Here is a 13,901-nt window from a genome sequence, read left to right as displayed (position 1 = left end):
CACCCCCATGCGCCCCACCCTCGCCTGCCTGGCCCTCCTCGTAGCAGGATGTGCGGCCCAGACCCCGAACCCTCCCGAACAGGTCACCCTCACCATCTGGGCCGACGACAGCCGAGCCAAACCCCTGACCGACCTGGCCAAGGCCTTCGAACGCGAACGCGGCGTCAAGGTGGCCGTCGTCCAGAAGGGCATGGGCGGCCTGCGCGACGACTTCGTCTCCCAGGCCCCCACCGGCCAGGGCCCTGACGTGATCGTCGGCCCGCACGACTGGCTCGGCAAGCTCGTCCAGAACGGCGTCCTCGCCCCGCTGGACCTGGGCTCCCGCGCGGACCGCTTCCAGCCGGCCGCCGTCGCCGCGATGACCTACCAGGGCCAGGTGTACGGCCTGCCGTACGCCATCGAGAGCGTCGCCCTCCTGCGCAACCCCAAGCTCGCCCCGGAGCGGCCGAAGACGTTCGACGACCTCGTGGCCACCGGCGCCAAGCTCGTCAAGGACGGTGAAGCCGACTTCCCCGTCGGCCTCCCGGTCGACCCCAAGGCGGGCTCGCCGTACCACCTGTATCCCCTGATGACCTCGTTCGGCTCCGCCGTCTTCAAGGGCGGCACGCTCGCCATCGACGACGAGGGCGGCCTGAAGTTCGCCGCCTACCTGCGGAAACTGGCCAAGGACAAGGTGGTGTCCACCTCACTCAGCGGCGAGATCGCCACCAGCGCCTTCCGCAAGGGCAGGACCCCCTACCTGATCACCGGCCCCTGGGACGCGCCGGCGCTGAAGGGCGTGCCGTACGAGGTCGAGCCCGTGCCGAGCGCAGGGCAGGACCCGGCCAGGCCGTTCGTCGGCGTGCAGGGGTTCTACGTGAGCGCCAAGACGGCCAACCCCATCCTGGCCAGTGACTTCGTCCTCAACTACCTGTCCACCCAGCAGGCGCAGCAGGCCCTGCACGCGACCGGCGGCCGCCCGCCCGCGATGACGTCGGTCCCCGACACGACCGGGTTCGCCGAGGCGGCGAGCGGGGGCGAGCCCGCGCCGAACGTCCCGGAGATGGACGCCGTCTGGGGCGACTGGGGCCTGTCGCAGCTCGCGATCATCACGGGCGACGAAAACCCGGCCGAGCTGACCAGGGACGCGGCCGACCGGATCCGCGCCAAGATCGGCGCCTGATGCGCGCCAAGCTCCTCCTGCTCGCCGTGGTCGACGCCGTCGCCGTCTACGGCCTGGTCGCGCTCGCCACGCAGCGGCAGTGGTGGGCCGCGGCGGCGATGCTGGCGGCCACGGCCGCGATCAACGTCATCTACCTCGGGAAGAAGCGTGTCCCGGCCAAGTACCTGGCCCCCGGCGTCGTCCTGCTGCTCGTCTACCAGGTCTACGTCGTCCTCTACACCGGCTACGCCGCCTTCACCAACTACGGCGACGGCCACAACGCCACCAAACAGGACGCGATCGCCGCCATCCTCGCGGCGGCGGAGACCCGCGTGCCCGGCGCGCCGTCCGAACCGGTCCGCGTCGTGGAGAAGGACGGACGGCTCAGCCTGATGACCGGAGAGGAAAAAGCCGGAGAGGGGACGGGTGGCTGGCGGCCGCTCACCTACGCCGAGATCCTCCAGCGCCAGACGGAGATCACCGCGCTGCGCGTCGAGGTGCCTGGCAAGGGCGTGCTCCGTACCTCGGACGCCGTGACGGCGGCGCTCTACCGCTCCCGCCTCACCTACGACGCGAGGACCGACACGATCACCGACGGGAAAACGGTCTACCGCGACGACGGCCACGGTAGGTTCGCGTCCAACACGGGCGCCACCCTGAGCCCCGGCTGGAAGGTCTTCGTCGGCCTGGAAAACTTCCAAAAAATCCTGACAAATCCGGAGATTAGGGGGCCGTTTCTCGGCGTCCTCGTCTGGACGTTCGCCTTCGCCGGGCTGTCGGTCGCGTTCACCTTCGCCATCGGCCTGGGCCTCGCCCTCGTGCTCGGCGGCAGGCGCATGCGCTTCTACCGGCCCCTGATCGTCCTGCCGTACGCCTTTCCCGCCTTCATGTCGGCCATCCTGTGGCAGGGCCTGCTCAACACCGACCACGGCTACGTCAACGCCGTCCTGCTCGGCGGCGCGCACATCCCGTGGCTGACCGACCCATGGCTGGCCAAGGCGGCGGTTCTCGCGGTCAACGTCTGGATCGGCTTCCCCTACATGTTCCTCATCTGCTCCGGCGCGCTGCAGGCCATCCCGCCCCAGCTCACCGAGGCCGCCCAGATCGACGGCGCGGGCCGGTGGCGGGTGCTGCGCGCGGTCAAGCTGCCCATGCTGCTCGCCTCGACCGCGCCCGTGCTGGTCGCCACGTTCGCGTTCAGCTTCAATAACTTCAACGTCATCTACATGCTGACCGGCGGCGGCCCGCGCGACCCGGGGGCGCCCGTCGAGGTCGGCTCCACCGACCTGCTCATCTCGCTGGTCTACAAGCTCGCCTTCGGCGGCAGCGCCAGGAACTACGGGCTGGCCTGCGCGGTGTCCATCCTCATCTTCGCCGTCATCGCGGCGATCTCGCTGGCCGGCTTCCGCCGGGCCCGCAGGCTGGAGGCCACCTGATGCGCCACCTCATCGGGATCGCGGCCGTGGCCGTCGCGGTGTTCCCGCTCCTGTTCGTCGTGTCCGCCTCGGTCAACCCGAGCGGCACGCTCACCGGCTCCAACGAGCTCTTCGCCGAGGTGACCGGCGCGCACTACGCGCAGCTGTTCGGCGACCCGCTGCGGCCCTTCGGCGCCTGGTTCGCCAACTCGATGCTCATCGGCCTGGTCACCGCCGCCGGGTCGGTGTTCCTGGGCGCGTGCGCCGCGTACGCCTTCTCCAGATTCCGCTTCCGTGGCAGGCGCGCCGGGCTGACCGGGCTGGTGTTCGTGCAGCTCTTCCCGCAGGTGCTCGCCTACGTGGCGATCTTCCTGCTGCTGACCGCGCTCAAGGACGTGTTCCCGCCGATCGGACTGGGCAGCAGGCTCGGCCTGGTCATGGTCTACCTGGGCGGCGCGCTCGGCGTGAACACCTACCTGATGAAGGGCTTCTTCGACACCGTGCCGAAGGAGCTGGACGAGTCGGCGCAGATCGACGGCGCCACCCACGCGCAGGTCTTCTTCCGGGTACTGCTGCCGCTGGTCGCGCCGATCCTCGTGGTGGTGGCGCTGTTCTCCTTCGTGGCCACGCTCAACGACTTCGTCATCGCCGGGCTCGTCCTCACCGAGCCGGGCCAGCAGACGCTCGCCGTCGGCCTCTACCAGCTCGTGTCCTACCAGCTCGGGCAGAACTGGGGCCTGTTCGCCGCCGGCGCCCTGCTCGGGGCGCTGCCGGTGCTCGTGCTCTTCCAGTTCCTGCAGCGTTTCATCGTCGGCGGTTTGACCAGCGGGGCGGTCAAGGGCTGAAATTGGGGAGTATGTCATTCCCGCCGATCGGCGAATACGGATTCCTGTCCGACTGTGAGGTCACCGCGCTGGTCGCGGCGAGCGGCAACGTCGAGTGGCTCTGCCTGCCACGCCTCGACTCACCGAGCGTGTTCGGCGCCGTCCTCGACCGCGGCGCGGGCGGCTTCCGGCTCGGTCCAGCCGACCAGCGGGTGCCCGCCGCCCGCCGCTACATCCCGGGCACCATGGTGCTGGAGACGAGCTGGGGCACGCCGACCGGCTGGGTGATCGTCCGCGACCTGCTGCTCATCGGCCCGTGGCACCACAACGGCGAGCCGAACCCGCTGCAGCGCCGCGCGCCGACCGACTACGACGCCGAGCACGTGCTGCTGCGTACCGTGCGCTGCGTCAGCGGGGAGGTGCAGATCACCCTGGAGTGCGAGCCGGTCTTCGAGTACGGCACGCGCGCCGCCCACTGGGAGCACACCGAGCGCGGCTACCACCAGGGCGTCGCCACCGCCGACGGCGTCGACCTGGAGCTCACCCTCACCACCGACATGCGGCTCGGCTTCGAGGCGGGCAAGGCCACCGCGCGCACCCTGCTCAAGGAGGGGCAGACTCGCTTCTGCGCGCTCTCGTGGAGCAAGCACGCCCCGCCGTACAGCTTCGAAGAGGCCTACGACAAGCTCGTCTGGACCGCGCACCACTGGCAGCACTGGCTGGCCAGGGGCGACTTCCCCGACCACCCCTGGCGCGCCTACCTGGAGCGCAGCGCCCTCACCCTCAAGGGCCTCACCTACGCCCCCACCGGCGCGCTCGTCGCGGCAGCCACCACCTCGCTGCCCGAGACGCCGGGCGGCGAGCGCAACTGGGACTACCGCTACAGCTGGATCCGCGACTCGACCTTCGCCCTGTGGGGCCTGTACACGCTCGGCTTCGACTGGGAGGCCGACGACTTCTTCTGGTTCATCGCCGACGTCGCCGAGCGCGACCACGACCTGCAGATCATGTACGGCGTGGGCGGCGAGCGCGACCTCGCCGAGGAGACGCTCGACCACCTGTACGGCTACGACGGCGCGACACCGGTCCGCATCGGCAACGGCGCCTACACCCACCGCCAGAACGACGTGTGGGGCGCCATCCTCGACTCCTTCTACCTCCACATCAAGTCCCGCGACCGGCTCGACACCCGCACCTGGACGATCATCAAGCGGCTCGTCGAGTCGGCCATCGCCAACTGGGGAGAACCCGACCGCGGCATCTGGGAGGTGCGCGGCGAGCCGCAGCACTTCACCTCCTCCAAGGTCATGTGCTGGGTCGCCACCGACCGCGGCGCCCGCCTGGCCAGGCTGCGCGAGGAGCCTGAGCTGGCCGCGCGCTGGCAGGCCGTCGCCGACGAGATCCACGCCGACGTGCTGGCCAACGGGGTGACCGAGAAGGGCGTCTTCACCCAGCACTACGGCACCGACGCGCTCGACGCCTCGCTGCTGCTCATCCCGCTCGTCCGGTTCCTGCCGCCGGAGGACGCGCGGGTGAAGGCGACCGTCAACGCCATCGCCGAGAACCTCACCGTCGACGACCTGGTGCTGCGCTACCTGACCAAGGAGACCGACGACGGGCTCGACGGCGAGGAGGGCAGCTTCACCATCTGCTCGTTCTGGCTGGTGTCGGCGCTCGTCGAGATCGGGGAGCTGGGCCGGGCCAGGCGGCTGTGCGAGAAGCTGCTGTCGTTCGCCAGCCCCCTCGGTCTGTACGCCGAGGAGATCAACCCGGCCAACGGCCGCCACCTGGGCAACTTCCCCCAGGCGTTCACCCACCTGGCGCTGATCAACGCGGTGATCCACATCATCAGGGCGGAGCAGGAGCCGCATTGACAGCCCAGGGGAGCGGGCGGATCGTGGCCCATGGCCGTACACGAGATACGCATCGACAGGGCAGCCACCCTGGCCGAGGAGCCGGCGAAGGGCCACAACCGCTGGCACCCCGACATCCCGCCCGTCCTGCGCTGCCAGCCGGGCGACGAGGTCGTCATGGAGACGCGCGACGCCTTCGACGGGCAGATGGGGCCGCACGCCACGCTCAAGTCCGTCGAGGCCCCTGACCTGGGCGTCGTGCACCCGCTGACCGGGCCCGTCTACGTCGAGGGGGCTCGGCCCGGCGACCTGCTCGAGATCGAGATCCTGGAGGTGGTCCCGGACACCTACGGCTACACCGTCCAGGTGCCCGGCTTCGGCTTCCTGCGTGACGCGTTCCCCGAGCCGTTCATGGTGCGGTGGCGGCTCGACGACGGCTTCGCCACCTCCAGGGACCTGCCGGGCGTGCGGATCCCGGCGGCGCCGTTCATGGGGACCATCGGGTTGTCGCCGGGACACCAGTCGATGGCCAGGATCACGGCGCGCGAGCAGGCCTCGCTGGAGCGCGGCGGGTTCGTGCTGCCGCCGTCCGCGGACGGGGCGGTGCCGCGCGACCCGGGCATCGCCGTACACGGGCTGCGCACGGTCCCGCCCAGGGAGCAGGCGGGCAACGTCGACATCAAGCAGCTCACCGCCGGGACGAAGCTGATCGTCCCGGTCGACACGCCCGGCGCGCTGTTCTCCGCCGGCGACGCGCACTACGCCCAGGGGGACGGGGAGGCGTGCGGGACGGCCATCGAGATGAGCGCGACGCTCCGGGTCCGCTTCGCCGTACTCGAGAACGAGGCGGGGATCACCGGGCCGCGGTTCGTCGTGCCCCGGCGAGCCGAGCCTGAGCGGTCCTACTACGCAACGACCGGCATGTCGGTCAGCCGCGACGGCGAGGTGTCGGCCGAGGACCTCACGCTGGCCGCGCGCAACGCCCTGCTGTCCATGATCGACCACCTGGGGGAGCGGGGGTGGACCAGGCAGCAGGCGTACGCCCTGTGCTCGGTCGCCGTCGACCTCAAGGTGAGCCAGCTCGTCGACGTGCCGAACCTGCTGGTGTCGGCGTTCCTGCCGCTGGACATCTTCGACTAGCCTTGAAGGTCTGATGAACCTCGACCTGACGCGTTTTCCCGAAGATCCACGTGACCTGCTCCGCGCCTGGGACGCGTCGGACGACTACCTCCTGGCGCACCTGGAGGAGGTGGGGGTTTCCGGCGAGGTCGTGATCGTCGGCGACCGGTGGGGCGCGCTGACGACGGCGCTCGCCGCGCACCGGCCGGTGCAGATCACCGACTCCTTCCTCACCCAGGAGGCGACCCGCGCCAACCTCAAGCGCAACGGCGTCGCGGAGGACGCGGTGCGGCTGCTGACCACGCAGGACGCGCCGCCGTCGCGGATCGACGTGCTGCTGGTGCGGGTGCCGAAGAACCTGGGGCTGCTGGAGGACCAGCTGCACCGGCTCGCGCCCGCCATCCACGAGGGCACGCTCGTCGTGGGCACCGGGATGGTCACCGAGATCCACACCTCGACGCTGAAGCTGTTCGAGAAGATCATCGGGCCGACGAAGACGTCTCTGGCGGTGAGGAAGGCGCGGCTGATCTTCGCCACGCCCGATCTGTCGCTGCCCAGGGTGCCCAGCCCGTGGCCGTTGCGGTACGCCCTGGAGGACGGCGTCGGCGCCGTGTCGGGTTTGACGGTCACCAACCACTCGGGCATCTTCTGCGCCGACCGCCTCGACATGGGGACGCGGTTCCTGCTCCAGAACATGCCCCACAGCAGCGGTAGGGAGCGCGTCGCCGACCTGGGATGCGGCAACGGCGTGGTCGGCCTGGCGGTCGCGCTGGCCAACCCGGACGCCGAGGTGCTGTTCACCGACGAGTCCTACCAGGCGGTGGCCTCCGCCAGGGAGACCTTCCACGACAACGCCGGTACGGCTGCGCGGTTCGAGATCGCCGACGGGCTGTCGTGGGTGGAGCCGGGCAGCGTCGACCTGGTGCTCAACAACCCGCCTTTCCACACGCACAAGCAGACGTCGGACGCGGTGGCGTGGCGCATGTTCACGGGGTCACGGACGGCGCTGCGCAAGGGCGGCGAGCTGTGGGTGATCGGCAACCGGCATCTGGGTTACCACCTGAAGCTGCGCCGCCTCTTCGGCAACTGCGACGTGATGACCAGCGACCCCAAGTTCGTCATCCTCCGCGCCGTCAAACGCTGACACCGGCCGGGCGCAGTCGCACCAGGAGCTCACCGGTCAGGTTGAGCCCGATCATGAGCCCCATCACCGCCAACGGGCCGATGCGCGCCGACCACACGTCGGCCGGTGCGCCGCCGGAGACGGCGACGGCCGTGACGATGCCGGCCAGCCCGATGGCGGTGCTGCACACGCGCGAGCAGTGCTCGCCGCTGACGCTCCTGACCAGCTTGGCGATGATCCAGGCCAGGACCACGCACACGGCGTAGACGCCGAGGCTGCCGCGCGGGTCGACGGGCCCGACGGCGCCCAGGACGGTGCGCCCCGCCCCGACGAGCGGGATGGTGTACACAGTGGCGAGCCAGGACGGCCGGCCGCCGCTGAACTGCGGGGCGCTGCCGTCCTGGTTGCGTACACCGGGAATGTCTATCGCCCACCGCACGGCGGCAGTACGGTGGAAGTTGGAGAACGGCATGATGCCTCCTAGCAGGCAATGCCGAGATCTGGCCGACCGCAGATCGAGCCAGATCCCCGTCTTCATGGCCGGCCCCTCTTCTGCCCGCACGGCGGCAGGGGGGCCGCTGACGTTTCCAATCTCCATGACGCCGTGCGAGAACGCCAGTGCGGCCGGAAGGCCGTCTTGGCAGCTCACAACGGTTCGCTATGGCGCGAGCCGTACTGTTATGCCGTCACAACGGACCGTTGTGCCGCACAAACCAGCGGGCGCACCGTGCCGTCGGGCGCGAAGCGGAAGCCGAGCGTCCAGGCGGCGAAACGCCTGGTCACCTCGTCAGGGTGGTCGAGCAGCCGGCGCAGCAGCTCCTGCGACAGATCCTCCACGTCCGGCCGCTCGCGATCGCGGGCGGTGACGGTCAGCAGGTAGGCGGCCGCCCTGGCGACCGGGTACCGGTCGGGTTGCCTGGTCTGCGGGCTGACCACCAGGGCGCGCAGGAAGTCGCTGATGCCCGCCCTGATGCTGAGCGCCGCCTGGGGTGCGTGCTTGGCGCCGAACCTCGCGCCGAAGCAGTCGCCGATGGCGAACATCACCACGTGCATCTCGGTGATCTGGGCCCGAGTGGGCTCGTGCGAGCTCATCAGGTTGGCGTACGCCTCGGCGAAGGCGTCGGTGAGGATGTGCGCCACGTTCAGGTCCCTGTGCTGCAGGAAGCCGAGGGCGAACAGGGCGCGGATGCGCAGCCACACCTCGTTCTTCTCCTGCTTGAGCACATACTGCAGCGCCCGCGCCACCGGCTCGATCAGCCCGCCGGCCACCAGCGTGTCGATCGCCTGGCGGCGGTAGACGCCCGCGTTCTGCATCAACGCGTGCTCGAACAGCGTCGCGGTGCCCTGGACCAGGTGCTTGGGCACGCCGCGGCCCAGCAGATCGGCCGCGTCCGCGACCACCTTGCGCCACGGCTCGCTGGTGGCTGGCCACTCGTTGCACACCGGGATGTCGCGGTAGAGGACGTGCTCCAGGGTCGCCGCGATCCAGTGCAGCCCGCCCGCGGCGTCCGGACGGTAGCCGTCCTGCCTGAACGTCGCGATCAACCGGCGCAGCTCCGCCTCGACCTCGTCACGGTCCGGAGTCCTGCACTCGCCGTCGAACGTGCGCTGCCACAACCCCATCGCCGCGGTCCCCCGCTCGCGGATCGTCGCCTCGCCGTTCCACGCCCTGGCGAGCAGGAACTCCTTCACCCAGTCGTCCGGTCCGGGCGGCGACCAGTCACGAGGGACGGCGATGGCCAGCTCGAGGTCGAGCGAGCGGCCGGGATAGATGCTGTTGGCGCGCAGCTCCTCGCCGAAGTTGACCAGCAGGATGTAGATCCACGGCCGCAGCTTCTCGGCCAGCCGCGAGTCCATCGGGGTGAGCTGGACCAGCTTGGTGATCGCCCGCCACACCCGGAAGCCGATCGGCAGCCTCAGCAGCGCCTCCTCCAGCTGCTTGCTGGTCGACTCGAAGGAGTATTTCGCCAGGCTGCCGACGAGCACGAGCGCGTCGATGTTGCGCGGCGTGGGTGGCGCTGTGCCGATGTGGATCAGCCGCTCGACCAGGTCGGGAAGCTGGTCCTTGTAGCGGCCGCGCAGCAGCCTGACCCGGCCGGGCTCCTTGTCCACTGCCAGGAACATCGACAGCAGCGCGGAGGACTGGATTAGCACCTCGAACTTCCTGTCGGAGATCTCCTGCAGCATCTCCCAGGTCCAGCCGGGCGGGGTGGCGGCCACCGGGGCGATCCTGCCCTCCAGGCCGCGCAGCCGGGTGCCGAGCGAGCTCAGCCGCCCCGTGTAGTCCATGTCGGGGGCGAGCGCGACGATCGACTGGTCGAGTTTCTCGAGCTTGTCGGCCGTCAGGGTCTGGCTGCCGTTGAGGCAGTTGGAGAGGTTTCCTGTCCCGATGCCGGTGGCGCGGGCGACCACGTTCTGCGGGATGTTCATCTCGTCGAGGCGGATGAGCTGGGCGGCGGCAGCGTAGCGGATGAGCTCGTCCGGTCGGCTGATGTCGACGATGCGCTGCTCCGTGCGCCGCATTCTGTGACGGTAACCCGGCTGTTGTGTGCTTCCCAGTGATTGTTGTGTTTCGCACCGTGAACGTTATAGAGCCGCGGCAAGGTAGGGGCCGGTCACCGGACTGTTCGCGGCGACGTCCGAGGGTGGGCCAGCGGCGACGATACGGCCTCCGGCGTCCCCTGCGCCGGGGCCCATGTCGATGACCCAGTCGGCCCCCGCGACCACCGCCATATCGTGCTCCACCAGCACCACCGTGTCCCCGGCCGCCACCAGGCCGCGTAGCTGCCCCATCAGCAGCTCCACGTCCGCCGGATGCAGCCCCGTCGTCGGCTCGTCCAGGACGTACATCGTGTTGCCCCGCCGTACCCGCTGCAGCTCCCTGGCCAGCTTGATGCGCTGCGCCTCCCCGCCGGACAACGTCGTCGCGGGCTGCCCCAGGCGCAGATAGCCGAGCCCCACCTCCGCGAGCACGGCAAGACTGCGCGCCGCAGCCGGGACGTCGGCGAGCACCGGCACCGCCTGCTCCACCGTCAGGTCGAGCACGTCCGCGATCGACCGCCCGTCCACGGTCACCGCGAGCGTCTCCGCGTTGTAGCGCGCCCCATGACAGACCGGGCAAGGCGCGGAGGCACCCGGCAGGAACACCATCTCGATGGAGATCACCCCCTCGCCCTGGCAGTTCTCGCACCGCCCGCCCTGCACGTTGAACGAGAACCGCCCCGCGTCATAACCCAGCCGCCGAGCCTCGGGCGTCGCCGCGAACACCTTGCGCACCGCGTCGAACAGCCCGGTGTACGTGGCCAGGTTGGAGCGCGGCGTGCGCCCGATGGGCTGCTGGTCCACCCGCACCAGCCGGTCCACCCCCTCCAGCCCCTTGACCGTGACCCCGTCGCCGTTCCCCTCGACGACGTCCGCGAGCACCTGGCTGACCAGCGTCGACTTCCCCGACCCCGACACCCCGGTGACCGCCGTCAGCGCCCCGAGGGGAAAGCCGACCTCCAGGTCGCGCAGGTTGTGCCGGGTCACCCCGCTCAGTTCCAGCCAGCCGTACGGCTCGCCGCCCCCTTCCGCGACGCGCGCGGGAGAGAACAGGTAACGCCGGGTCGCCGACTCGGCGACGGCGGCCAGCCCGTCCACGGGCCCGCTGTAGAGGACGCGTCCCCCACGCTCGCCCGCCCCGGGCCCCACGTCCACGATCCACTCGGCCTCGCGCATGACGTCCAGGTTGTGCTCCACCACGAACAGCGAGTTCCCCGCCGCCCGGAGCCGGCGAAGCGCCGCCAGCAGCGCCTGCGTGTCCGCCGGATGCAGCCCGGCAGACGGCTCGTCCAGCACGTACAGCACCCCGAACAGCCCGGACCGCAGCTGCGTCGCCAGCCGCAGCCGCTGCAACTCGCCGGACGACAACGTCGTCGTCGACCGGTCCGTGCTCAGGTACCCGAGCCCGAGCTCGGCCATCGTGGCCACCCGCCCCCTGATGTTGTCCACCAGCGACCGGGCCGCCTGCGCGTGCACCTCGTCCAGGTCGGCGGGCACGTCGAGGACGTCGGCCAGCGCCGCCATCGGCAGCGCCGCCATCTGCGTGATGTCGCGCCCCGCGAACAGCACCGCCAGCGCCTCGGGGCGCAACCGCCTCCCGCCGCACACCGGGCACGGCGAGGTCACCAGGTGCCGCTCGGCCTTGGCGCGCAGCGACGCGCTCTTGGTCGTGGCGTAGGTGTGCAGCACGTACCGCTTCGCGCTGGCATAGGTGCCCTGGTAGGGCCGCTGGATACGCGCCGCCTCGCGCACCGGGTGCACGGTCACGACCGGCTGCTCGTCGGTCATGAGGATCCACTCGCGCCGCTCGGCGGGCAGCTCCGACCAGGGCACGTCCACGTCGACGCCCAGCTCGCTCAGGATGTCGCGGTAGTTCTTGCCCTGCCACGCCCCTGGCCAGGCGGCGACGGCGCCCTCCCTGATGGTCAGCGACGGGTCGGGGACCAGGCTTTCCTCGCTGACCGTGTGCACCTGCCCCAGACCGTGGCACTCCGGGCAGGCCCCTGCGGGCGTGTTGGGGGAGAAGGCGTCGGAGTCGAGCCGCGCCGCGCCCGGCGGGTAGGCGCCGGCGCGGGAGTAGAGCATGCGCAACACGTTGGAGAGCTGGGTGACCGTACCGACAGAGGAGCGGACGCTGCCGCCGCCGCGCGCCTGCTGCAATGCCACGGCGGGCGGAAGCCCGGTGATGTCGCCCACCTTCGGCGCCCCCACCTGGTCGATCAGCCGCCGCGCGTAGGGGCTGACCGACTCCAGGTAGCGCCGCTGGGCCTCGGCGTAGATGGTGCCGAAGGCCAGCGACGACTTGCCCGAGCCGGACACCCCGCTGAACACCACGATGCTGTCGCGGGGCGCTGCCACGTCCACGTGTTTCAGGTTGTGCTCGCGGGCGTCGCTGACGATGATCACCCAGGTCAGCCTACCTTGGGGCAGCTGATGTCCTCCGCCGGCGCGCTCTGGCCGATCAGGTAGGCGTCGACCAGCCGGTCCACGCAGGTGGAGTTGGTCTTGTACGCGGTGTGCCCGTCGCCGTCGTAGCTGATCAGCACCCCGGCGTCGAGCTGCTTGGCCAGTGCCTGAGCCCAGGCGTACGGCGTGGCCGGGTCACGCAGCGTGCCCACCACGACGATCGGCCCTGAACCCTTGGCGCGCAGCGGCTTGTCGGTGCCCTTCGACCTGACCGGCCAGTACGCGCACGGCATCACGCCACCGGCGACGTACGGCCCGAAGTGCGGTGCCTTCTTGACCGCCTTGGCCACCTTCCTCGCGTACGCCTCGGGCGAGGCGGGGTAGGACCGGTCGAGGCAGTTGATCGCGGTGTTGGCGTCGTTCTGGTTGGAGAAGGAGCCGTCGGGGTCGCGCTCGAAGTAGATGTCGGCGATGCGCAGCAGGATCGTGCCGTCGCCCTTGAACCCGTTGGCCAGCGCCTGGCGCAGCACCGGCCACGCCGCGTGGTCGTACAGCGGGGTCAGCACCCCGGTGATCACGATCGACTCGTTGATCCTCCTGCTGTCCTGGGTGTTGCGCAGCGGCTTGGTGTCGGCCGCCTTCAGCAGCTTGGCCAGCTCGGCGTAGGCGGACTTCACGGTGCGCCCGGTGAAGGGGCAGTCGCCGGCGGCGAAGCAGTCCTTGGCGAACGCCTCGAACGCCGTCTCGAAGCCGCGCGCCTGCACGCCGTTCATCGTGATGAACGGCAGCGTCGGGTCGACGGCGCCGTCGAGGACGAGGGCGCGCACCTTCTTCGGGAAAAGGTCGGCGTAGGTGGCGCCGAGGTAAGTGCCGTACGACTTGCCCAGGTACGTCAGGCCCTTGTCGCCGAGCGCGGCGCGCAGGACGTCCATGTCGCGCGCGGCGTCCTCGGTGCCGACGTGCGCCAGGAGCTTGCCCGCCTTGGCCTGGCAGGCCTGGCCGTACAGCTTGCTGGCATCCTTCAGCTCCCTGACCTCCGCCTTGGTGTCGGGCGTGGAGTCGACGGCCATGTAGGCGTCGAGCTGCTTGCCGGACAGGCAGCGCACCGGCGTCGAGTCGCCCACGCCGCGCGGGTCGAAGCCCACGATGTCGAACCGCTGGCGCACCCCGTCGGTCACGACCGACTTGGCGGACTTCGCGTACTGCACACCGGACCCGCCGGGACCGCCCGGGTTGAGGACGAGCGAGCCGATCCTGTTCCTGCCGCTCGCCGGCAACCTGATCACGCTGATCGTGATCTTCTCCTTGCCCGGACGCGCGTAGTCGAGCGGCACGCTCAGCTTCGCGCACTGGAAACCGCCGCCGCAGTCGGACCAGGCGAGCTTCTGGTGGTAGAAGGACTGCAAGGGCGAGGACTGGCCCGGGGACACCAGGAGACCCGCGCTCAGAAGGAGGGACGTCAGCATGTGCATGAAGCCA

At 70.4% G+C, this 13,901-nt stretch carries 10 protein-coding genes; 6 read left to right on the top strand and 4 right to left on the bottom strand.

Features of this window, described 5'->3' with window-relative positions; genetic code table 11:
• Positions 1 to 7: 7 nt before the first annotated feature.
• From ACIBG8_RS11520 to ACIBG8_RS11495, 6 genes are read left to right on the top strand one after another with little or no spacing between them, the layout of a single operon-like run.
• The gene (locus ACIBG8_RS11520) at positions 8 to 1,162 is read left to right on the top strand and encodes an extracellular solute-binding protein (RefSeq protein ID WP_397342583.1); all 1,155 of its coding nucleotides are present in this window, start codon (positions 8 to 10) and stop codon (positions 1,160 to 1,162) included.
• A complete protein-coding gene (locus tag ACIBG8_RS11515) occupies positions 1,162 to 2,577 on the top strand; it encodes an ABC transporter permease subunit (RefSeq protein WP_397342582.1) in 1,416 nt (471 codons plus the stop codon). Before ACIBG8_RS11520 ends, ACIBG8_RS11515 begins: the two co-directional genes overlap by 1 nt.
• Positions 2,577 to 3,401, top strand: a complete 825-nt coding sequence (locus tag ACIBG8_RS11510; RefSeq protein WP_397342581.1) for a sugar ABC transporter permease — start codon at positions 2,577 to 2,579, stop codon at positions 3,399 to 3,401. Before ACIBG8_RS11515 ends, ACIBG8_RS11510 begins: the two co-directional genes overlap by 1 nt.
• A gap of 11 nt (positions 3,402 to 3,412) precedes the next feature.
• Positions 3,413 to 5,254, top strand: a complete 1,842-nt coding sequence (locus ACIBG8_RS11505; RefSeq protein ID WP_397342580.1) for a glycoside hydrolase family 15 protein — start codon at positions 3,413 to 3,415, stop codon at positions 5,252 to 5,254.
• 30 nt (positions 5,255 to 5,284) lie between these two features.
• Complete coding sequence (locus ACIBG8_RS11500; protein ID WP_397342579.1) at positions 5,285 to 6,373, top strand: acetamidase/formamidase family protein; 1,089 nt, start codon at positions 5,285 to 5,287, stop codon at positions 6,371 to 6,373.
• A 13-nt stretch (positions 6,374 to 6,386) separates the two neighbouring features.
• Complete coding sequence (locus tag ACIBG8_RS11495) at positions 6,387 to 7,496, top strand: methyltransferase (protein ID WP_397342578.1); 1,110 nt, start codon at positions 6,387 to 6,389, stop codon at positions 7,494 to 7,496.
• On the opposite strand, the gene ACIBG8_RS11490 is transcribed toward ACIBG8_RS11495, so the two are convergent.
• The 4 genes from ACIBG8_RS11490 to ACIBG8_RS11475 form a co-directional block, all read right to left on the bottom strand.
• Positions 7,486 to 7,947, bottom strand: coding sequence for a hypothetical protein (locus ACIBG8_RS11490; protein ID WP_397342577.1), 462 nt, complete (start codon positions 7,945 to 7,947; stop codon positions 7,486 to 7,488). The two genes, ACIBG8_RS11495 and ACIBG8_RS11490, sit on opposite strands and share 11 nt — an antisense overlap.
• A 206-nt stretch (positions 7,948 to 8,153) precedes the next feature.
• Positions 8,154 to 9,998: a hypothetical protein gene (locus ACIBG8_RS11485; RefSeq protein WP_397342576.1), complete on the bottom strand. Its 1,845-nt coding sequence runs from the start codon at positions 9,996 to 9,998 to the stop codon at positions 8,154 to 8,156.
• Positions 9,999 to 10,061: 63 nt separating this feature from the next.
• Complete coding sequence (gene uvrA / locus ACIBG8_RS11480) at positions 10,062 to 12,422, bottom strand: excinuclease ABC subunit UvrA (protein WP_397342575.1); 2,361 nt, start codon at positions 12,420 to 12,422, stop codon at positions 10,062 to 10,064.
• 5 nt (positions 12,423 to 12,427) lie between these two features.
• A complete protein-coding gene (locus ACIBG8_RS11475) occupies positions 12,428 to 13,894 on the bottom strand; it encodes an alpha/beta hydrolase (RefSeq protein WP_397342574.1) in 1,467 nt (488 codons plus the stop codon).
• Positions 13,895 to 13,901: the final 7 nt, after the last annotated feature.

The organism is Nonomuraea sp. NPDC050556 (assembly GCF_044457355.1).
In the GTDB taxonomy this organism is placed as follows: Bacteria; Actinomycetota; Actinomycetes; order Streptosporangiales; family Streptosporangiaceae; genus Nonomuraea.
Note: the sequence above shows the minus strand (reverse complement) of the source record. Positions and strands in the feature narration are given on the sequence as shown.